We start from the raw sequence: 21,557 nt of genomic DNA on the forward strand, positions 1-21,557 counted from the left end.
TTCTGTCCTTCTCTTTCAGTGTGCGCCGGGCGTCGAGCCCGATGCAGCGGGTTGTGGACTCGTAACGGCGTCCACCACGCGTTCCATTTTCATGAAGCGCGAGCCTTTCACGAGATACGTTGCAGCCGCGCCGTAACCGGCCTGCTGCAATTGCGCGACGAGCGCATTCGCGTCGTCGCAATGGTGTGCTTCGGTGCCGTACGCGGCACACGCGTCGCGCGAAGCGTCACCGAGTGCGTACAGCGCGTCGATACCGCGCGCCTTCGCGTACGCGCCGACTTCGCGATGAAACTCAGGGCCGTTGTCGCCGACTTCGCCCATGTCGCCCATCACCAGCACGCGCGGCGACGGACGCTCGGCGAGCACGTCGATGGCGGCGAGCATCGAATCGGGATTCGCGTTGTACGTGTCGTCGATCACGGTCGCGCCCGTCATCGAGCCGAGCACCGCGCGCTTCACCTGCAAGCGGCCCTTCACTGCGCCGAATGCTTCGAGACCGCGCTTGATCGCTTCGAGCGAAACACCCGATGCGAGCGCCGCTGCCGTCGCCGCCAAAGCGTTGTGCGCGTTGTGCGCGCCGAGCACTTGCAGTGTGACGTCGACGTGGCCTTCGGGCGTATCGATGCTCAACTGATTACCTTCGAGCGTGCCTTGGACCGCCGCTTCCGTCGTGCGTTCTGACGTGTTCAACGCGAAATCGACGATGCGGTTGCCCGTCGCCGCGACGCGCCAGATGCCGGCGTAGGCGTCGTTGGCGGGGAACACGGCGACGCCTTCGGGTTTCAGCGCGTGAATCACGCTGGCGTGTTCGAGCGCGACGGCCTCGACGGTCGCCATGAATTCCTGATGCTCGCGCTGCGCGTTGTTGACGACCGCGACGCTCGGCTCGGCAATCTTGCCGAGCAGCGCCGTTTCGCCCGGATGATTCATGCCGAGTTCGACGACAGCGAGCTTGTGTGCTTCGTTCAGACGGAACAGCGTCAGCGGCAAGCCGACGTCGTTGTTGAAATTGCCCGACGTGGCGAGACGCGATGGTTCGCCGACAGCCGCCGCGAAGATCGACGAGATCATTTCCTTGACCGTCGTCTTGCCGTTGCTGCCCGTTACCGCGACGAGCGGCATCGCAAAGCGGCGGCGCCAGCCGTTGGCCAATGCGCCCAGCGCGATGCGCGTATCGCCCGTCACATGCAATACGGGTACGTTGAAGTTGTCCGGTGTGCGCGTGGCCATCACTGCGCTCACGTTGCGCGCGGCCACGTCGGCCAGAAAATCGTGCGCGTCGAAACGGTCGCCCTTCAGCGCGACGAACAGATCGCCGGGACCGCATGAACGGCTGTCCGTCGACACACGGTCGAATGCGACCGAGTCGTTGCCCGTCACCGTTGCGCCCGGAATCTCCGCGGCGGCTTCACGCAGTGTGAACATCATGATTCGCTACCTCCGCGTGCGTGCGTCGCGCGGGCCGCGAGTGCGAGCCGCGCGTGATCCTGATCCGAGAACGCGCGCTTCTTGCCCATGATTTCCTGCGTCGATTCGTGACCCTTGCCGGCCAGCACGATGACGTCTTCGCGCGCCGCGCAACGCACCGCTTGCAGAATCGCGCTCGCGCGGTCTTCGATGCGGCGAGCCTTCGACGCGTCCTTCATGCCGGCCGCGATCTGGTCGATGATTTTCTGCGGATCTTCGCTGCGCGGGTTGTCGCTCGTCACGACCACGCCGTCGGCGCAACGCTCCGCGATTTCGCCCATCAGCGGGCGCTTCGTCGCGTCGCGGTCGCCGCCGCAGCCGAACATGCAGATCAGCTTGCCGCCGCGTGCGTCGGCGATCGGGCGCAGTGCCGTCAGCGTCTTTTCGAGCGCGTCCGGTGTGTGCGCGTAATCGATCACGACGAGCGGCTCGTCGTTCTGCAAACGGCCGCCGAGGCGCTCCATCCGGCCGTTCACCGATTCGAGCTTCGCGATCTGCGCGACAGCGGCGTCGAACGGCACGTCGGAGGCGAGCAGCGCGCCGAGCACGCCGAGCAGATTGCTCACGTTGAACGTGCCGAGCGTGTGGACCTCGATGTCGGTGTTGCCCCAGTCGGACGCGATATGGAATGCCGTGCCCGTCGCCGTCGCGCGCACATTGGACGCGACGATCGACGCGTCGGCCTGCACGTCGGCATGCGATTGAAGCCCGTAGGCGATCGTCTTCGCACGGCCCTTCGTGCTCGCGATCATGCGGCGGCCCGCTTCGTCATCGGCGTTGATGACGGCGGCCTTCAGTTCCGGCCACGCGAACAGGCGCGCTTTCGCGGCTTCGTAGGCTTCGAACGTGCCGTGATAGTCCAGATGATCCTGCGTGAGATTCGTGAACACGCCGACGCTAAACGCGGTGCCGTTCACGCGACCCTGATGCAGCGCGTGCGACGACACTTCCATCGCGACAGCTTTCGCGCCCGCAGTGCGCAATTGCGCGAGGCTGCGTTGCAGTTGCGGCGCGTCGGGTGTCGTGAAGCCGGTGTGCACGAGGTGACCCGGCATGCCGCTGCCGAGCGTGCCGATGATCGCGCACGGCTGGCCGAGCGCCGTCAGCGCCGCCGAAATCCAGTTCGTGCACGACGTCTTGCCGTTCGTGCCCGTCACGCCGATCACGCGCATCGCGTCGCTCGGATCGCCGTACCACGCGCTCGCGATCGTGCCCGCCAGTTCGTTCAGGCCAGGCACCGCGAACATCGTCGCGGGATCGATATCGCCCGTAAAACCATCCGATTGCACGAGCACGGCAGCCGCGCCGCGCTCAATCGCGTTCGCGATGAACGGACGGTTGTCCGCGCCGTCGACGGCATACGCGAGGAACACGTCGCCCGCCGCGATCTTGCGGGTATCGGCGTGCAAATGTGCGCCTGGCTGCACGCGTGCGCGCAGCCAGGTTAGCGCGTCAGCAATCTGCTGTTGCGCTGGATGAGAAGAACGCAGCGCACTCATCTGACTACTCCGGGGCGGTTCTTCGTGCTGTCTGAAATCTGCAGCTTCTTCGGCGCGGCATGCGTCGAAAGTTTCTTTGCACCGTTCGCACCATTGGCGGCCGGCTGCGACGCGGCAGCGGGTTTCGCGGGATTCACTTCATCCGACACGACCATCTGCTTGACGGGCTGATCGGGCGGCACGTTCAGCGAGCGCAGCGTGTCGCCGACGATCGACGAGAACACCGGGCCCGACACCTGGCCGCCGAAGTGGCTGCCCGCCGTCGGTTCATCGACGGATACGGCCACCACGATGCGCGGATTCGGCATCGGCGCCATGCCGACGAACGACGCGCGGTACTTGCTGTGGTCATAGCCGCGGCCCACGTGCTTGTACGCCGTACCCGACTTGCCGCCGACGCGATAGCCGGGCACAGCCGCATCCGGCGACGTGCCGCCGGGCGAGACGACCGTTTCGAGCATCGCGCGGACTTCGCGCGCAGTGGTCGGCGCGAAAACCTGCGTGCCTGTCGCCGGCTGGTCTTTCGGCGTGCGGAAAATCGATACGGGCAGGATCCGGCCGTCGTTCGCGATGGCCGTGTAGGCGCGGCCCAGCTGAAACAGCGACACGGACAGACCGTAACCGTACGACATCGTCGCCTGCTCGATGCGGCGCCAGCTCTTCCAGGGGCGCAGACGGCCCGCCGCCGCGCCCGGGAAACCGACCTTCGGCGCCTGGCCGAGACCAATGCCCGTGTACATGTTCCACATCTCTTCGGGCCTGAGCTGCATCGCGATCTTCGTCGCGCCGATGTTGCTCGACTTCTGGATCACACCGCCGACCGTGAGCACACCGAAGCCAGAGTCGTCGGTGATGGGCGCGCCGTCCAGCACGAAACGGCCACCACCCGTATCCACCAGTGTAGTCGGCGTCACGCGGTGCAGATCGAGCGCGAGCGACACCGTGAACGGTTTCATGATCGAGCCCGGCTCGAACGTGTCGGTCAGGATGCGGTTGCGCAACTGCTCGCCCGTCAGATGCGAGCGGTCGTTCGGGTTATAGGTCGGATAATTGACGAGCGCGAGCACTTCGCCCGTCTGCACGTCGATCACCATCGCGGCGCCCGCTTTCGCCTTGAACTTCTGCACGGCCGCTTTCAGATTCGTGTACGCGATGTACTGGATCTTGCTGTCGATCGACAGATCGACGTCCTGACCGTTATGCGGCACGACCTGCTCGTCCACGTCTTCGACGATATGGCCGAGACGGTCCTTGATCACGCGACGGCTGCCCGCCACGCCCGCGAGCATCTTCTGGTCGCCGAGTTCTACGCCTTCCTGGCCTTCGTCCTCGACGTTCGTGAAGCCGATCAGGTGAGCCGTGATTTCGCCTTCCGGATAAAAGCGCTTGTACTCGTTGCGCTGATAGATACCGGGAATGTTCAGCGCTTCCACTTTCGCGGCGACGTCGACGGGCACCTGGCGCTTCACGTAGACGAACGTCTTGTCTTCCGACAGCTTCTTGCGCAGTTCCGGCTGCGTCATGTCGAGCAGCTTGGCGAGATCGGCGAGCTTGTCCGCGCCGAGGTCGTCCGGCACCGACTCGGGAATCGCCCAGATGGCGCGCACGGGCAGACTCGTCGCGAGCACGAGGCCGTTACGGTCGAGAATCTTGCCGCGCGTGGCCGGCAACTCCAGGCGGCGCTGATAGCGGCTTTCACCCTGCTTCTGATAGAAACCGTTGCCCGGACCCTGAATCCAGAACGCGCGCGCCGTCAGCGCGACGAACGCCATGAACAGCAGGAACACGACGAGCTTCGAGCGCCACATCGGCAGGCGCACCGAGAGAATCGGATTCGCCGAGAACGCGACGCTCTTGTTCTTGTTCGACGATTTCTTCATCGCGTGGCTCCACGAGCTTTCGCGGCCGACGCCGGAGTCGGCGCCGAGACCGGGATCGGTGCGTCTTCAGCCTTGGCGGAACCGGCGTCGAGCGTCAGATATTGCGTGCGCCCCGTGGTCGCGCCCTGCATCTTGAGAGAATCAGTCGCGATCTGCTCGATACGCGAGGTCTTCGACAGCGCGCTCTGCTGATATTGAAGCTGCGAATAGTCCTGCTGCAGCTGGCGCTCCTGCGATTGGGCGCGCTGCAACTGGATGAAGAACTGACGCTGCTGATTGGTCGCGTTGACGACGGAAAGCGCACAACCCATCACGACGATCAGCAGGAAGATATTGAGACGGTTCATGGCGCGATCCGCTCCGCGACGCGCATCACGGCGGAACGGGCGCGCGGGTTCGCAGCGACTTCGGCGTCGCTCGCGAATACACGGCCGATCAGTTTGAGCGGCGGGCTCGGCAGGTCGACGGCGCGGATCGGCAGGCGGCGATCGACAGCAGGCGCACTCGAGTGCGTCTGCATGAACCGCTTGACGATCCGGTCTTCGAGCGAATGAAAGCTGATCACGACCAGCCGCCCCCCTTGCTCCAGCAACGACAATGCTGCTTCTAGTACGACTTGCAGCTCCGCAAGCTCTTGATTGATGTGAATCCGTATAGCTTGAAAGGTGCGGGTTGCCGGGTCCTTACCCTTCTCACGGGTTTTGACGACGTTAGCCACGATTTGGGCAAGCTCGCCCGTGCTGACGAGAGGCCCAAGACGGTCGGACTCTGCCCGGCGAGCAACAAGCGCCTTTGCAATCTGAAAAGCAAACCGTTCTTCCCCATAATCCCGTATCACCTCCGTCATTTCCTGCACCGTGGCCCGCGCCAGCCAATCCGCGGCGGACTCGCCGCGCGTCGGATCCATCCGCATGTCGAGCGGGCCGTCGGCGCGGAAACTAAAACCCCGCTCCGGGTCGTCGAACTGCGGCGACGACACGCCCAGATCCAGCAACACTCCCGACACACGCCCTACCCCGCGCTCGCTCATCGCGTCGCGCAGTGATGCGAAACTTTCATGCACGATCTCGAAGCGCGGATCGGCGATCTGCTGCGCGGTCGCAATGGCGAGCGGGTCCTTGTCGAATCCGATCAGACGCCCCGACTCGCCCAGCTTTGCCAGCACCGCGCGGCTATGGCCGCCGCGCCCGAACGTGCCATCTATATAGATACCGTCCGCGCGCGTGACGAGCGCATTCACCGCTTCTTCGAGCAGCACCGTGCGATGCTGCAATTCGTTACTCATCGCAGGCGCCATATGTATTACCTGCGGTCAGAATGTGAAGTTCTTCAGAGACTCGGGCATGCCCTGCGACATGGCCGCCTGTTCCTGCGCGTCGTAGGTTTCCTTGTCCCAGATCTCGAACCGGCTCCCCATTCCCAGCAACATCACTTCTTTTTCCAGCTTGGCCGCCTGGCGCAACTCGGGCGCGATCAGCACGCGACCGGCCGTGTCCAGATCGACATCCGCAGCACTGCCGAGGAAAATCCGCTGAAACCATTTGGCTTCCATAGGCAGTGCGACGATCTTGGCGCGAAAGACTTCCCATTCGGGGCGCGGAAACAGCAACAGGCAGCCGTCCGGGTGACGCGTAATGGTCACTCGGCCTTCTGCCTGTCCTTGCAGCGCATCACGATAGCGAGACGGGACGGACATCCGCCCCTTCGCATCGAGTGTCAGCGCTGACGCCCCTTGGAACACTTCACTCCCCTTTTGTCAGGGCGCTGAAAGATGTCGCCCGATTCTGGAAATTTACCGAAGAAAGCGCGTTGGATCACACAAAAATACACTTTCTCACACTGTCTCCCACTTTAGAGTAACCCCCAACACGGGTCAAGGGAGAGTCGCGGTTTTTTGACGAATTTTGTTTGCTAGAACAAGGACTTAGCGACGCCTGCTCAGGTGACGCCTAAAAATGGAAAATCGTTATAAATGAATGAACTAACGAAACTTGTGAAGGTGATACGTGAAAAGTCCGAGGGAAGCGCGCGGAATGAAAGCGTTCGTGGAGGGTGAAAAGCGCGGAAAGACGGAAGATTTGGAGCGATTTTCCAGGGCGACGCGGGGTGCGCCGCCCACTTCTAGCAGTTTTGCTTTAAACCAGATTAAACGTGATACGCCGTGCGGGTCATGATCTTCGACGCGGCACGCATCAGCGCGCGCGCCGGGAATGGCAATTCGACGCCGCCCGCATCCGTTGCGGCCTTGCCGTGCGCGGCTTCATCGATACGCATCTGCTCGACGATCGCGCGCGACTCGTGATCGCCTTCCGGCAGCGTGGTCAGATGACCGCCGAGATGCAGTTCAACCTGCCGCTCCGTCTCCGCCATGAAGCCGAGGCTCACGCGATCGCCAAGACGACCGGCCGCAAACCCGATCGCGAGGGCGCCAGCATACCAGAGCGGATTGAGCAGGCTTGGACGCGAATTGAGCGCTTCGAGGCGCTTGTACGTCCATGCGAGGTGATCTTCCTCTTCGCGCGCGGCGTGCTCGAAGGCCTGCTTGAGCGTGGGCGAGCGCGTCGCCAGCTTTTGCGCCTGATACAGCGCTTGCGCGCATACCTCGCCAACGTGATTCACACGCATCAGCCCAGCTGCATGTGCGCGCTCTTCATCGCTCAACTCGACAGGCTCCGTCGACGCGGGTGGAACGGGTAGCGGGCGCGACATGCGCGATACCCCCGTCATTGAGCGTAAACCCCGATCGAACTCATTAATCAATTCATCAAGCAGCATTCTGGCCTCCACGACGCGGCGACCGGAACGCTTCGCGCAAACCCTTGTCCAGCAAGGCTTTGCGGCCGGTGGCAAGAAAAATTCCGAAGCGTTTCCGATGGCCGATTCTGGATTTTAGATCATGTTGCGTAAACGAAACAGCGACTTGGTTGCCGCCCCGCTTTTTCTTTGTACGCTTAGGTGTCTTTGCTACATTACGTGGCAACTTCTCGAAGAAGTTACGCAAGGTCGCAACACAGATAAATACTTGCCTTGCTTGAAAATAATTCGCAATTCCTTGGAGATCTTTCGATGAAAAAGTCGCTTCTCGCTCTGGCAGCATTGGGCGCGTTTGCTGGCGTCGCTCACGCTCAGAGCAGCGTGACGTTGTACGGCATTATTGACGAAGGTTTTAACTATACGAACCACGTGCAGACGGCAGCTGGCGCCGGTCGTACGAACCAGAGCCTGTACAACCTGTCGAGCGGTGTTCTGCAAGGCAGCCGTTGGGGCCTGCGCGGCACCGAAGATCTGGGCGGTGGCCTGAAAGCGGTCTTCGTGCTGGAAAGCGGCTTCGACGTGAACTCCGGCAAGTCGGGTCAGGGCGGCGCACTGTTCGGCCGTCAGGCTTATGTCGGTCTGTCGAGCCAGTTCGGTACGGTTACGCTGGGTCGCCAGTATGACTCCGTGGTCGACTACGTCGGTCCGCTGGAAGCCGGCGACCAGTGGGGCGGCTACATCGCGGCTCACCCGGACGATCTGGACAACTTCAACAACGCAAACCGCGTGAACAACGCAATCAAGTTCACGAGCGCGAACTACGCCGGCCTGACGTTCGGCGGCATGTATAGCCTCGGCGGTGTTGCAGGCGCGACGGGCCGTAACCAGATCTGGTCGTTGGGCGCTGGCTACAACAACGGCCCGCTGGTGTTGGGTGCTGGCTACTTGAACGTCCGCGATCCGAATACCTCGTTCTGGGGCAACGTGCCGAGCAGCGGCGCGAACCCGACGAACAACATCGGCAAGGTGACGGGCGTCCAGGGCAACCCGGTCATCTCGGGCTTCGCTTCGGCTAACTCGTACCAGGTCGGCGGCGCAGGTGGTGCGTACACGTTCGGCGCAGCAACGGTCGGCGTGACGTATTCGTTCATCCAGTTCGGCAACCTCGGCACGGAGAACGTCACGGCTCCGGCTTACCGCGGCTCGGCAACGTTCAACAACGGCGAAATCAACTTCAAGTATCAGTTGACGCCGGCTCTCGTCCTGGGCGCAGCATATGACTACACGCGCCTCGCGTCGTTCAATGGTCATGGCGGCGCGCACTACAACCAGGGCGCACTCGGCGCAGACTACTTCCTGTCGAAGCGCACGGACGTCTACCTGATCGGCGTGTACCAGCACGCTTCGGGTACGGACTCGACGGGCCAGCAAGCGGTTGCTTCGATCAACGGTCTGACGCCGTCGAACTCGAACAGCCAGATCACGGCTCGTGTCGGTATCCGTCACAAGTTCTAATAAGTTGTGAAAGCGTAGTTACCCTCGAGGGCGCCTTAGGGCGCCCTTTTTTATTGGTGAGCCCGTCGGCCCGTGAAATGGAAAAGGCCCAACGGGTATGAACCGTTGGGCCTTCTCGCGTCTCGCCTGCCGACTGTCTCGTCGATCTTTGCGCTTGCGGTCTCTCTCGCCTGTCTGCTTACCTGAACCTGATTTTCACGCCCGGCCGTCACGCAATTCGCGACGCAATATCTTCCCGACATTGCTCTTCGGCAGTTCCTTGCGAAACTCGACCATCCGCGGCCGCTTGTAGCCTGTCAGCTGGGTCTTGCAATACGCGAAGATGTCTGCGTCCGTGATCGCGTCGTCCTTCTTCACGATGTACAGCTTCACCGCTTCGCCTGAATGCTCGTCGGGCACGCCGACGGCTGCTACTTCGAATACGCCGGGGTGCTTGGCGACCACGTCCTCGATCTCGTTCGGATACACGTTGAAGCCCGACACGAGAATCATGTCTTTCTTCCGGTCGACGATCTTCACGAAGCCGTCGTCGTTGACGGTCGCGATGTCGCCTGAACGGAAGAAGCCGTCGGACGTCATCACCTTGGCCGTTTCGTCCGGCCGGTTCCAGTAGCCCGCCATCACCTGCGGACCTCGAATGCACAACTCGCCCGCCTGACCGGGCGGCAGTTCATTGCCGTCGTCGTCGCGAATCGATATCTCAGTGGAAGGCAGCGGCAAACCGATCGTGCCGCTGTACTCGGTGACCGTAGTCGGATTGCAGGTGACGCACGGCGACGTCTCCGACAAACCGTAGCCTTCGACGATCGGCGCGTGCGTGCGCTCGAACCAGCGGTTTGCCACCGCTTCCTGCACGGCCATCCCACCAGCGTTTGCGACCAGCAGGTTCGAGAAATCGAGCTTCGCAAAATCGGGATGATTGAGCATCGCGTTGTACAGCGTATTCACGGCGGGGAACGTCGTGATCCTGTAGCCGTGCAGCGACTTGATCATGCCGGCGATATCGCGCGGATTCGGAATCAGCACGCCGAGGCCGCCCGTACGGATCGTCAGCAGGCCGCACACCGTCAGCGCGAACACGTGGTACAGCGGCAGCGCAACAACCGTCACGAACTGATCGATGTCGCCGCGCTTCTTGCGCGCCGGCTCGACCCATACATGCGACTGCAGTACGTTCGCGACCAGATTGCGGTGCAGGAGCGTTGCGCCCTTCGCGACGCCCGTCGTGCCGCCCGTGTACTGGAGAAACGCGACATCGTCGGGACGTTGCTTCACGGGCGTGAACTTGCTGCGCGCGCCTTCGGAAATCGCGTCGTTGAAGCTGACGTGTCCCGGCAGATTCCACGCTGGCACCATCTTCTTCACGCGACGCACGACGAAATTGACGATCAAGCCCTTCGCGCCCATCAGATCGCCCATCGATGCGACGACGACATGCTTGATCGACGTATTGCGCACGACCGCCTGCAACGTCACGGCGAAATTCTCGAGCAGGATGATCGCTTCCGCGCCGCTGTCTTTCAGCTGATGTTCGAGCTCGCGAGGCGTGTACAGCGGGTTCACGTTCACGACGACGTAACCCGCGCGCAAAATCGCCGCGAGCGCGACGGGGTATTGCAGGACGTTGGGCATCATGATGGCGATGCGCGCCCCGCGCGCTATGCCCTTCGACTGAAGCCAGGCGGCAAGCCGCGTCGACAGGCTGTCGAGTTCGCCATACGTGATCTGCTTGCCCATACAGGCGAATGCCGGCCTTGCGCGATATTCGCGGAAGCTCTCCTCCAGCATCGCAGTGACCGACTCATATTGCGTCGGATCGATCTCTTTTGGCACGCCGGGCGGATACGACTTCAGCCAGACTTTTTCCATACGGCGTCTCCTCCGTGATTTTCGAATGGTCGTGCTAAAAGCCGCATCGTAGCATGCGTACACGTGTCGACATTCGGGATAAGCCCCCAGTTAGACGACGCACTCGAAAGTGCGGACGGGGGCGCGAAGGCGCGGCGAAAGCGTCCGCCGCGCATGAGGAACACAACTCAGGCTCGTTCGACCTCGACGAGGCAGTCGTAGAAGGTGGCGGAGCCGCCGAGGTCGGTCAGCGCCTGGCTCGTGACCTGATTGGCGTTGCGGCCGTCCGGCGCGAGCTTCTTCCACCAGATCGACAAGCCGACTACGAGCCCGACACGCGCCTTGTCGGTAACGCGGGCGCGGGCCTGCATCGAGCCGCGATCGTTGAAGATGCGGACCTGATCGCCGTCGTTGATGCTGCGTTCGCTTGCGTCGACGGGATGGATATCGAGATGCGGCTCGCCTTCTGTGGCTCGCAGACTCTCGACGTTCACGAAGGTGCTGTTGAGGAAATTGCGCGCGGGCGGAGAGATCATCGCGAGCGGATAGCGGGCTGCGAGTTCGGGCGAGCCGTCCGCCGACTCATAGGGCGGCAGATAATCCGGCACCGGTTCGAGACCCGCTTGGGCGAGACGCTCGCTATAGAACTCGCACTTGCCCGAAGGCGTACGAAAACCGCCGTTCGCGAACGGCGCATCGGCGACATTCAGCTTCGCCCAGCCATCGCGCTTCAGTGTCTCCCAGCTGAAACCCTCCAGTATGGGATCGTCCCAGCGAAACGCCGACGACGCCACCGCCTCATCGCTTTCATACAGCGCCGGTTCGTCGAGGGCCATCGCGCGCGCGATGCCACGAAAAATTTCCGTGTTCGAACGTGCGTCGCCGACGGGCGCGATTGCCGGCAGGTTGACCATGACGTGCGTGTGGCCGTACGACTTGTGGACATCGAGATGCTCGAGCTGCGTCGTAGCGGGCAGCAGCAGATCGGCGTAGTCGGCCGTATCGGTCTGGAAGTGCTCGAGCACGATCGTGAACAGATCCTCGCGAGCGAAGCCGGCGGCGACGCGCTCGGAGTCCGGCGCCACCGCGACGGGGTTCGAGTTGTACACCACGATCGCTTCGACCTTCGGGCCGAAGGAAGCATCGCCCGGATGGCACAGCGCGTCGCCGATCGCGTTCATATTCACGACGCGCGGCTGTTTCGAAGGCCAGCCCGGCATGAGGTCGGGCCGCGACAACGCATGTGAATCGACAGGCGCCCACCCCGACGACGACAGCAGCGCACCGCCCGCTCGCTCGCGCCAGGCGCCCGTCAGCGACGGCAGGCAGGCAATTGCGCGGACAGCATTGCCGCCGCCGCGCACGCGCTGCATGCCGTAGTTCAGCCGAATCGCCGACTTTTTCGTGCTGCCGTAGAGGCGCGCGAGATCCACGACGACTTGCTCGTCGATGCCGCAGATTTCAGCGACGCGCGCCGGCGGATAGTCGAGCGCGCGCGCTTTCAGTTGATCGAAACCAAGCGTGTGGTCGGCGATGTAAGCATGGTCGAGCATGTCTTCCGCGATCAGCACGTGCATCATGCCGAGCGCGAGCGCGCCGTCGGTGCCCGGCTTCAGCGCGATGTGCTGATGGCATTTTTCGGCAGTAAGCGAGCGGTAGGGATCGATTGCAATCAGGCGCGCGCCGTTGCGCTTCGCCTCCTGCGCACGCGTCCAGAAATGCAGGTTCGACGCGATCGGGTTTGCGCCCCAGATCAGAATCACCTCGCTCTCGGAGAAAAACTCCGTGAGCATCCCGAGGCTCGCGCCGTAAGTGTATTTGAGGCCCGCTGCGCCGGCCGCCGCGCAAATGGTCCGGTCCAGTTGCGAGGCGCCAAGCTTATGGAAAAAGCGCTGCGCGATGCTGTCGCCCTGCACGAAACCCATCGTGCCGGCGTAGCTGTACGGCACGATCGCTTCCGGTGCACGACCCGCGATTTCGGACAGACGCTCGCCCGCGAGGCGCAGCGCTTCGTCCCAGCTGATTGGCTCGAAGCGCCCTTCGCCTTTTTTGCCGATCCGCCGCATCGGCGTGCTTAGCCTGTGTGGATGATGAACGCGATCCGCATAACGGCTGACCTTCGTGCATAGGACGCCTTGCGTCGGCGGGTGATCCGGTTCGCCAACAACCTTGATCGCGCGGCCGTTGTCGACGGTCACGCGCATCGCGCAGGTATCGGGGCAATCGTGCGGACAGACGGCGCGGGCGAATTCGGCGGGAGCGTTCATGTTTGTATCGAGGGGCTGCGCGGATGAAGGTGTTGATTTTATTACGTTCCGGCGCTCGGATCTGACACACGACCGTCAAAAATAGGGAAGGGCGTAGAATCGATTTTGATCTTCTCCGGAATCGACTGTCCGGATCAAACCGCACACAGCCCGACACTCAATCCATCATGAAACTGCTTCCTGAAATCCAAGCCGCTCGCGGCGAAATTCAGACTCTCCGACGAACAATCCACGCCAATCCGGAATTGCGATATGAAGAGACGCAGACGGCGTCGCTCGTCGCCAAAACATTGGCTGGGTGGGGTATCGAGGTACATGAAGGCATCGGCAAAACCGGCGTGGTCGGCGTGCTCAAGCGCGGGACGGGGACGAAGTCGATCGGTCTGCGCGCTGACATGGACGCGCTGCCGATCCAGGAACTGAATACCTTCGATCACCGCTCGAAAAACGAAGGGAAGATGCACGCTTGCGGTCACGATGGACATACCGCAATGCTGCTCGGCGCGGCGCACCATCTGGCCAGGCACGGTGATTTTGACGGCACGATCGTGTTGATCTTTCAACCGGCCGAGGAAGGCGGTGCCGGCGCGCAGGCGATGATCGACGACGGGCTGTTCACGCGCTTCCCTGTCGATGCCGTATTCGGCATCCATAACTGGCCGGGCATGGCCGCAGGACATTTCGGCGTCACCGAAGGTCCGATCATGGCGTCGAGCAACGAATTCCGCATTGAGATCAAAGGCATCGGGTCCCATGCGGCTTTACCGCATAACGGACGCGATCCCGTGTTCACGGCCGTGCAGATCGCGAATGGCCTGCAAAGCGTGATTACGCGTAACAAGAAACCACTCGATACTGCCGTGCTTTCGATCACCCAGATTCATGCCGGCGATGCCGTGAATGTCGTGCCCGATTCGGCATGGCTAGCGGGGACTGTTCGGACTTTTACGACGGAGACACTCGATCTGATCGAAACGCGGATGCGGAAGATCGTGCAAAGCACGGCTGAAGCCTACGAGTGTTCGGTCGAGATGACCTTCCATCGCAACTATCCGCCGACGGTCAATAGCGGCAAGGAAGCACGGTTCGCGGCGGCGGTGATGAAGGAAGTCGTCGGCGAGGATAAGGTCGACGATGCCGTCGAACCGACGATGGGCGCCGAAGACTTTTCATTCATGCTGCTGGCGAAACCTGGATGCTATGCGTTTCTTGGAAACGGCAATGGGGGACATCGTGAAGCCGGGCATGGCGCCGGTCCCTGCATGCTGCACAACGCGAGCTACGATTTCAACGATGAGTTGCTGCCGGTTGGGGCTAGTTATTGGGTGCGGTTGGCGCAGCGCTTTTTGGCGGAGGCGTGAGCGGGGCTTAAGACCTGAGTGCTCAGATGAGTGGCGGACATGCAAATGCGTGCGTTTGCTGTTCCGCTGAGGGGCGTCGGTACGTGAACCCTGGGTGGCCGCAGTCGGTGAAACTAATACAGTGTGGCCGAGTGACGACTATGCGGTGAAATGTCGACTGGGGTCGCGAGAACACAGGCACGCGGTCGTCGCGGCATCAGCGACGTGGGACACGTCTCGCAGGAATGTCGGATAGAGAGGAAATGCGGGCACGGTCGTCGCTGTCGTATGCGACCAGCTGAGGCCGCTGCATTAAAAACGCGCGCCGCAAACGCCAAGACCCCGCTTTTGAGGGCGGGGTCCTGGTTGATATAGGGAGCCTGACGATTACCTACTTTCACACGGGCAATCCGCACTATCATCGGCGTGGAGTCGTTTCACGGTCCTGTTCGGGATGGGAAGGGGTGGGACCGACTCGCTATGGTCATCAGGCTTTGACGGGTTGCTGCGTCGCGGTTTTGCGCGCCACAGCCAATCTGGAAGAAGCGTAAAGAGGGGGGTTGTGTTGTTTAATCTGGCACAACACTGATCTCAACCTGTGTGTCCTGATACCTCCTCTGGAGGTTCACAGTATCCCCTTCGGGGATCGGACCAGCGTAAGCGCTGAAGCGCTAACGCTGGTCGAGACACACCTGTTATAGGATCAAGCCTTACGGGCAATTAGTATCAGTTAGCTTAACGCATTACTGCGCTTCCACACCTGACCTATCAACGTCCTGGTCTTGAACGACCCTTCAAGGGGCTCGAAGCCCCGGGGATATCTCATCTCAAGGCGAGTTTCCCGCTTAGATGCTTTCAGCGGTTATCTCTTCCGAACATAGCTACCCGGCGATGCCACTGGCGTGACAACCGGTACACCAGAGGTTCGTCCACTCCGGTCCTCTCGTACTAGGAGCAGCCCCCTTCAAATATCCAGCGCCCACGGCAGATAGGGACCAAACTGTCTCACGACGTTTTAAACCCAGCTCACGTACCTCTTTAAATGGCGAACAGCCATACCCTTGGGACCGGCTACAGCCCCAGGATGAGATGAGCCGACATCGAGGTGCCAAACACCGCCGTCGATATGAACTCTTGGGCGGTATCAGCCTGTTATCCCCAGAGTACCTTTTATCCGTTGAGCGATGGCCCTTCCATACAGAACCACCGGATCACTATGACCTGCTTTCGCACCTGCTCGACTTGTCGGTCTCGCAGTTAAGCACGCTTATGCCATTGCACTATCAGCACGATTTCCGACCGTACCTAGCGTACCTTCGTACTCCTCCGTTACACTTTGGGAGGAGACCGCCCCAGTCAAACTGCCCACCATGCACTGTCCCCAACCCGGATCACGGGCCAAGGTTAGAACCTCAAACAAACCAGGGTGGTATTTCAAGGACGGCTCCACGCAAACTGGCGTTCACGCTTCATAGCCTCCCACCTATCCTACACAGATCGGTTCAAAGTCCAATGCAAAGCTACAGTAAAGGTTCATGGGGTCTTTCCGTCTAGCCGCGGGGAGATTGCATCATCACAAACACTTCAACTTCGCTGAGTCTCGGGAGGAGACAGTGTGGCCATCGTTACGCCATTCGTGCAGGTCGGAACTTACCCGACAAGGAATTTCGCTACCTTAGGACCGTTATAGTTACGGCCGCCGTTTACCGGGACTTCAATCAAGAGCTTGCACCCCATCATTTAATCTTCCGGCACCGGGCAGGCGTCACACCCTATACGTCCACTTTCGTGTTTGCAGAGTGCTGTGTTTTTATTAAACAGTCGCAGCCACCAGTTTATTGCAACCCCTTCACCCTTTGCCCGCAGGGGCATCAAGCTACAGGGGCGTACCTTATCCCGAAGTTACGGTACCAATTTGCCGAGTTCCTTCTCCCGAGTTCTCTCAAGCGCCTTAGAATACTCATCTCGCCCACCTGTGTCGGTTTGCGGTACGGTCAATGTGAAACTGAAGCTTAGAGGCTTTTCCTGGAACCCCTTCCGATTGCTTCGCTTCCGAAGAAGCTCGCGCCACGCCCTTGAATTCCGTGCCCGGATTTGCCAGAGCACCTTCTCCAACGCAGCGACCGGGACTTCCAACACCCGGACAACCTTCCGCGATCCGTCCCCCCATCGCATTTCACACTGGTGCAGGAATATTGACCTGCTTCCCATCAGCTACGCATTTCTGCCTCGCCTTAGGGGCCGACTCACCCTACGCCGATGAACGTTGCGTAGGAAACCTTGGGCTTACGGCGAGGGGGCCTTTCACCCCCTTTATCGCTACTCATGTCAGCATTCGCACTTCCGATACCTCCAGCACGCTTTTCAACGCACCTTCGCAGGCTTACGGAACGCTCTCCTACCATGCACATAAATGTGCATCCGCAGCTTCGGTATATGACTTAGCCCCGTTACATCTTCCGCGCAGGACGACTCGATCAGTGAGCTATTACGCTTTCTTTAAAGGGTGGCTGCTTCTAAGCCAACCTCCTGACTGTTTTAGCCTTCCCACTTCGTTTCCCACTTAGTCATATTTGGGGACCTTAGCTGGCGGTCTGGGTTGTTTCCCTCTTGACACCGGACGTTAGCACCCGATGTCTGTCTCCCGTGATTGCACTCTTCGGTATTCGGAGTTTGCTATGGCGAAGTAATCCGCAATGGACCCTTCAACCATGACAGTGCTCTACCCCCGAAGGTGATACACGAGGCACTACCTAAATAGTTTTCGGAGAGAACCAGCTATTTCCAGGTTTGTTTAGCCTTTCACCCCTATCCACAGCTCATCCCCTAACTTTTCAACGTTAGTGGGTTCGGACCTCCAGTACGTGTTACCGCACCTTCATCCTGGCCATGGATAGATCACCTGGTTTCGGGTCTACACCCAGCGACTGAATCGCCCTGTTCGGACTCGCTTTCGCTACGCCTGCCCTAATCGGTTAAGCTCGCCACTGAATGTAAGTCGCTGACCCATTATACAAAAGGTACGCCGTCACCCCTTGCGAGGCTCCGACTGTTTGTATGCATGCGGTTTCAGGATCTGTTTCACTCCCCTCCCGGGGTTCTTTTCGCCTTTCCCTCACGGTACTGGTTCACTATCGGTCGATCACGAGTATTTAGCCTTGGAGGATGGTCCCCCCATCTTCAGACAGGATTTCACGTGTCCCGCCCTACTTGTCGTACACCTAGTTCTTCCTCGCTGTTTTCGCCTACGGGGCTATCACCCACTATGGCCGCACTTTCCAGAGCGTTTGGCTAACAACGAAGATAAAGAGTACAGGCTGGTCCCATTTCGCTCGCCACTACTTTGGGAATCTCGGTTGATTTCTGTTCCTGCGGTTACTTAGATGTTTCAGTTCACCGCGTTCGCTTCACATGGCCTATGTATTCAGCCATGGATGACCCATACGGGCCGGGTTTCCCCATTCGGATATCGGAGGATCAAAGCTCGTTTGCCAGCTCCCCTCCGCTTTTCGCAGGCTACCGCGTCCTTCATCGCCTGTGATCGCCAAGGCATCCACCACATGCACTTGTTCGCTTGACCCTATAACGGGTGTGTCTCTCAGTGATTGCTCACCGGATAACATCCGCTACAGGTTGAGTATTCGCGTTGTGCCGTATTCCAGGTTCGTCTTTCGATGAACTCAAAAAATACATTGATACAATCACAACCCTGATTCACCTACTCACGCGCCCATCTCTAAGCACGCTTTCGTGAATCTCTTTACTACTTCTTCCTGATTGTTAAAGAACGACAGCCGATATAAGGCGCTATGCCTTAAATCACTTGCTGACTGGCTCAATTGCCAATGCTTAATGCTCAGTTCGCACTGAACGCTAGGCATTGGGAATTGGTGGAGGATGACGGGATCGAACCGACGACCCCCTGCTTGCAAAGCAGGTGCTCTCCCAGCTGAGCTAATCCCCCAGTCATACAGCGCACAGGGCATATCCAGCCAGCTACATCAGCAACCACACCAGACAAGGCAATGGTGGGTCTGGATGGATTCGAACCATCGACCCCCGCCTTATCAAGACGGTGCTCTAACCGACTGAGCTACAGACCCCTGAGCCTGTCTTCAATTAACAGCCGACAAGTGTGAGCGCTCAACTTTGAGACGCGAAGCTCTGGAAAGGAGGTGATCCAGCCGCACCTTCCGATACGGCTACCTTGTTACGACTTCACCCCAGTCATGAATCCTACCGTGGTGACCGTCCTCCTTGCGGTTAGACTAGCCACTTCTGGTAAAACCCACTCCCATGGTGTGACGGGCGGTGTGTACAAGACCCGGGAACGTATTCACCGCGGCATGCTGATCCGCGATTACTAGCGATTCCAGCTTCACGCAGTCGAGTTGCAGACTGCGATCCGGACTACGATCGGTTTTCTGGGATTGGCTCCACCTCGCGGCTTGGCAACCCTCTGTTCCGACCATTGTATGACGTGTGAAGCCCTACCCATAAGGGCCATGAGGACTTGACGTCATCCCCACCTTCCTCCGGTTTGTCACCGGCAGTCTCCCTAGAGTGCTCTTGCGTAGCAACTAGGGACAAGGGTTGCGCTCGTTGCGGGACTTAACCCAACATCTCACGACACGAGCTGACGACAGCCATGCAGCACCTGTGTTACGGCTCCCTTTCGGGCACCCTCACCTCTCAGCAAGGTTCCGTACATGTCAAGGGTAGGTAAGGTTTTTCGCGTTGCATCGAATTAATCCACATCATCCACCGCTTGTGCGGGTCCCCGTCAATTCCTTTGAGTTTTAATCTTGCGACCGTACTCCCCAGGCGGTCAACTTCACGCGTTAGCTTCGTTACCAAGTCAATGAAGACCCGACAACTAGTTGACATCGTTTAGGGCGTGGACTACCAGGGTATCTAATCCTGTTTGCTCCCCACGCTTTCGTGCATGAGCGTCAGTATTGGCCCAGGGGGCTGCCTTCGCCATCGGTATTCCTCCACATCTCTACGCATTTCACTGCTACACGTGGAATTCTACCCCCCTCTGCCATACTCTAGCCCGCCAGTCACCAATGCAGTTCCCAGGTTAAGCCCGGGGATTTCACATCGGTCTTAGCGAACCGCCTGCGCACGCTTTACGCCCAGTAATTCCGATTAACGCTTGCACCCTACGTATTACCGCGGCTGCTGGCACGTAGTTAGCCGGTGCTTATTCTTCCGGTACCGTCATCCCCCCACCGTATTAGGACGGAGGTTTTCTTTCCGGACAAAAGTGCTTTACAACCCGAAGGCCTTCTTCACACACGCGGCATTGCTGGATCAGGGTTGCCCCCATTGTCCAAAATTCCCCACTGCTGCCTCCCGTAGGAGTCTGGGCCGTGTCTCAGTCCCAGTGTGGCTGGTCGTCCTCTCAGACCAGCTACAGATCGTCGCCTTGGTAGGCCTTTACCCCACCAACTAGCTAATCTGCCATCGGCCGCCCCTTGAGCGCGAGGTCCGAAGATCCCCCGCTTTCCTCCATAGAGCGTATGCGGTATTAATCCGGCTTTCGCCGGGCTATCCCCCACTCCAGGACACGTTCCGATGTATTACTCACCCGTTCGCCACTCGCCGCCAGGGTTGCCCCCGCGCTGCCGTCCGACTTGCATGTGTAAGGCATGCCGCCAGCGTTCAATCTGAGCCAGGATCAAACTCTTCAGTTCAAACCTGTTACTGTTTTTCGGTTCCGTTAAGAACCGGTCGCTCACTCAAAATCACTGACGAAAGATCTGATTGCTCAAACCTTCCTCAATTACTTCTGTGTGAGACTCGATTACTTTCGCTATATCAGTGATCCGAAGATCACCGCGCGCCGCCATCGAGCACCCACACTTATCGGCTGTTGATTGTTAAAGAACATTCGCGGGAAGCGCCTTGCTTTCACCGCGTTGCTGCGTCAGCAGCAGAGAAACGAGATTATGAAGAACCTTTTTCGTTTCGTCAACCGGTTTTTTTAACTTCCCAACCTGTCGACTCCACTGGAAAGCCCCGTCAATACTGGCTTTCCGGCCTTCTTCGTTTCCCTCGCGCCGCGTTGGCCGCAGCGCGAAAGACCGGAATTCTAGACACTTGCCTCGCCAGTTGCAAGCGGTTTTTTGAGCAATTCGATCACCGGTGTTTAAAGACCGGTTTCCGCTTCTCAACGAAAGCTGCCATCCCTTCTTTCTGGTCTTCCGTTGCGAACAGCGAATGGAACAGCCGACGCTCGAAATGCACGCCCTCGGCCAATGTCGTCTCATACGCGCGATTGACCGACTCCTTCACCATCATCACCGCCTGCATTGGAAACTCAGCGATTGTCGCGGCCGCAGCAATTGCCTCGTCGATCAGATTCGCCGCCGGGATCACTCGCGACACAAGCCCGGAACGTTCCGCCTCTGCGGCATCCATGAATCGCGCGGTCAGGCACATATCCATCGCCTTCGCCTTCGACACCGCGCGCGGTAAGCGTTGCGTGCCGCCAGCTCCGGGCATGATGCCGAGCTTGATTTCCGGCTGACCGAATTTCGCGGTGTCAGCGGCAAGAATGATGTCGCACATCATTGCGAGTTCGCAGCCGCCGCCCAGCGCGAAGCCGGCAACGGCAGCAATGATCGGCTTGCGAACTGATCGGACAGCTTCCCAGTTCCGCGTGATGTAGTCGCCCTTATAGACATCCATATAAGAGTAAGTCGACATCATTCCGATATCCGCGCCCGCCGCAAATGCTTTCTCACTTCCGGTAATGACAATGGCGCCGATGCCTTCATCCGAATCGAACGCACGCAATGCTTCGCCCAGTTCATCCATTAGCGCGTCATTGAGCGCGTTAAGCGCCTTAGGACGGTTCAATGTAATGAGGCCGACGCGGCCACGTGTCTCAACCAGAATGTTCTCGAAACCCATGCACTCCTCCTAAGTGTTTACCAGCAGGCGCAAGACGCTCGCGCTGCATCCCAATAATGCTAACAT

At 59.8% G+C, this 21,557-nt stretch carries 13 protein-coding genes, 2 tRNA genes and 3 rRNA genes; 2 read left to right on the forward strand and 16 right to left on the reverse strand.

Features of this window, described 5'->3' with window-relative positions:
- Positions 1-15: 15 nt before the first annotated feature.
- From PPGU16_RS14315 to PPGU16_RS14350, 8 genes are all read right to left on the reverse strand, one after another.
- Complete coding sequence (locus PPGU16_RS14315) at positions 16-1,428, reverse strand: UDP-N-acetylmuramoyl-tripeptide--D-alanyl-D-alanine ligase (RefSeq protein ID WP_180720550.1); 1,413 nt, start codon at positions 1,426-1,428, stop codon at positions 16-18.
- A complete protein-coding gene (locus PPGU16_RS14320) occupies positions 1,425-2,966 on the reverse strand; it encodes a UDP-N-acetylmuramoyl-L-alanyl-D-glutamate--2,6-diaminopimelate ligase (protein ID WP_180720551.1) in 1,542 nt (513 codons plus the stop codon). Before PPGU16_RS14320 ends, PPGU16_RS14315 begins: the two co-directional genes overlap by 4 nt.
- The gene (locus PPGU16_RS14325; protein ID WP_180720552.1) at positions 2,963-4,846 is read right to left on the reverse strand and encodes a peptidoglycan D,D-transpeptidase FtsI family protein; all 1,884 of its coding nucleotides are present in this window, start codon (positions 4,844-4,846) and stop codon (positions 2,963-2,965) included. Before PPGU16_RS14325 ends, PPGU16_RS14320 begins: the two co-directional genes overlap by 4 nt.
- On the reverse strand, positions 4,843-5,193 hold the full coding sequence (gene ftsL, locus PPGU16_RS14330) for a cell division protein FtsL (RefSeq protein ID WP_036002429.1): 351 nt from the start codon (positions 5,191-5,193) through the stop codon (positions 4,843-4,845). The genes PPGU16_RS14325 and ftsL overlap by 4 nt, the downstream gene beginning before the upstream one ends.
- Positions 5,190-6,143 (reverse strand): 16S rRNA (cytosine(1402)-N(4))-methyltransferase RsmH, encoded by a 954-nt coding sequence (gene rsmH / locus PPGU16_RS14335; protein WP_180720553.1) that lies wholly within the window; start codon positions 6,141-6,143, stop codon positions 5,190-5,192. Before rsmH ends, ftsL begins: the two co-directional genes overlap by 4 nt.
- A 15-nt stretch (positions 6,144-6,158) precedes the next feature.
- Positions 6,159-6,587, reverse strand: coding sequence for a division/cell wall cluster transcriptional repressor MraZ (gene mraZ, locus PPGU16_RS14340; RefSeq protein WP_009771045.1), 429 nt, complete (start codon positions 6,585-6,587; stop codon positions 6,159-6,161).
- 404 nt (positions 6,588-6,991) lie between these two features.
- Entirely contained in the window at positions 6,992-7,621 is a 630-nt protein-coding gene (coq7, locus tag PPGU16_RS14345; protein ID WP_180720554.1) for a 2-polyprenyl-3-methyl-6-methoxy-1,4-benzoquinone monooxygenase, read from the reverse strand.
- Positions 7,611-7,943 carry a hypothetical protein gene (locus tag PPGU16_RS14350; protein ID WP_180720555.1) on the reverse strand — a complete coding sequence of 111 codons (333 nt, stop codon included), beginning with the start codon at positions 7,941-7,943 and terminating at the stop codon, positions 7,611-7,613. Before PPGU16_RS14350 ends, coq7 begins: the two co-directional genes overlap by 11 nt.
- Between PPGU16_RS14350 and PPGU16_RS14355 the strand changes: the two genes are divergently transcribed.
- On the forward strand, positions 7,913-9,115 hold the full coding sequence (locus PPGU16_RS14355) for a porin (protein WP_180720556.1): 1,203 nt from the start codon (positions 7,913-7,915) through the stop codon (positions 9,113-9,115). The genes PPGU16_RS14350 and PPGU16_RS14355 overlap by 31 nt on opposite strands.
- A gap of 195 nt (positions 9,116-9,310) precedes the next feature.
- Here PPGU16_RS14355 and PPGU16_RS14360 read toward each other — a convergent pair whose 3' ends face one another.
- Together PPGU16_RS14360 and PPGU16_RS14365 are read right to left on the reverse strand one after the other, a co-directional pair.
- Positions 9,311-10,984, reverse strand: a complete 1,674-nt coding sequence (locus PPGU16_RS14360) for a long-chain fatty acid--CoA ligase (RefSeq protein ID WP_180720557.1) — start codon at positions 10,982-10,984, stop codon at positions 9,311-9,313.
- A gap of 167 nt (positions 10,985-11,151) precedes the next feature.
- The gene (locus PPGU16_RS14365; RefSeq protein ID WP_180720558.1) at positions 11,152-13,230 is read right to left on the reverse strand and encodes a molybdopterin-containing oxidoreductase family protein; all 2,079 of its coding nucleotides are present in this window, start codon (positions 13,228-13,230) and stop codon (positions 11,152-11,154) included.
- Positions 13,231-13,397: 167 nt separating this feature from the next.
- Between PPGU16_RS14365 and PPGU16_RS14370 the strand changes: the two genes are divergently transcribed.
- Positions 13,398-14,591: a M20 aminoacylase family protein gene (locus PPGU16_RS14370; RefSeq protein WP_180720559.1), complete on the forward strand. Its 1,194-nt coding sequence runs from the start codon at positions 13,398-13,400 to the stop codon at positions 14,589-14,591.
- Between the two features lie 357 nt (positions 14,592-14,948).
- Here PPGU16_RS14370 and rrf read toward each other — a convergent pair.
- The 6 genes from rrf to PPGU16_RS14400 form a co-directional block, all read right to left on the reverse strand.
- Positions 14,949-15,062, reverse strand: a 5S ribosomal RNA gene (rrf, locus tag PPGU16_RS14375).
- Positions 15,063-15,269: 207 nt separating this feature from the next.
- Positions 15,270-18,150: ribosomal RNA gene (locus PPGU16_RS14380) — 23S ribosomal RNA — on the reverse strand.
- 308 nt (positions 18,151-18,458) lie between these two features.
- Positions 18,459-18,534: transfer RNA gene (locus PPGU16_RS14385), tRNA-Ala, on the reverse strand.
- A gap of 62 nt (positions 18,535-18,596) precedes the next feature.
- Positions 18,597-18,673, reverse strand: a tRNA-Ile gene (locus tag PPGU16_RS14390).
- Positions 18,674-18,738: 65 nt separating this feature from the next.
- Positions 18,739-20,269, reverse strand: a 16S ribosomal RNA gene (locus PPGU16_RS14395).
- Together the 16S, 23S and 5S rRNA genes with 2 tRNA genes alongside form the textbook arrangement of a ribosomal RNA operon.
- Before the next feature lie 445 nt (positions 20,270-20,714).
- The gene (locus tag PPGU16_RS14400) at positions 20,715-21,491 is read right to left on the reverse strand and encodes an enoyl-CoA hydratase (protein ID WP_180720560.1); all 777 of its coding nucleotides are present in this window, start codon (positions 21,489-21,491) and stop codon (positions 20,715-20,717) included.
- Positions 21,492-21,557 lie beyond the last annotated feature (66 nt).

Source organism: Paraburkholderia largidicola, from assembly GCF_013426895.1.
In the GTDB taxonomy this organism is placed as follows: domain Bacteria; phylum Pseudomonadota; class Gammaproteobacteria; order Burkholderiales; family Burkholderiaceae; genus Paraburkholderia; species Paraburkholderia largidicola.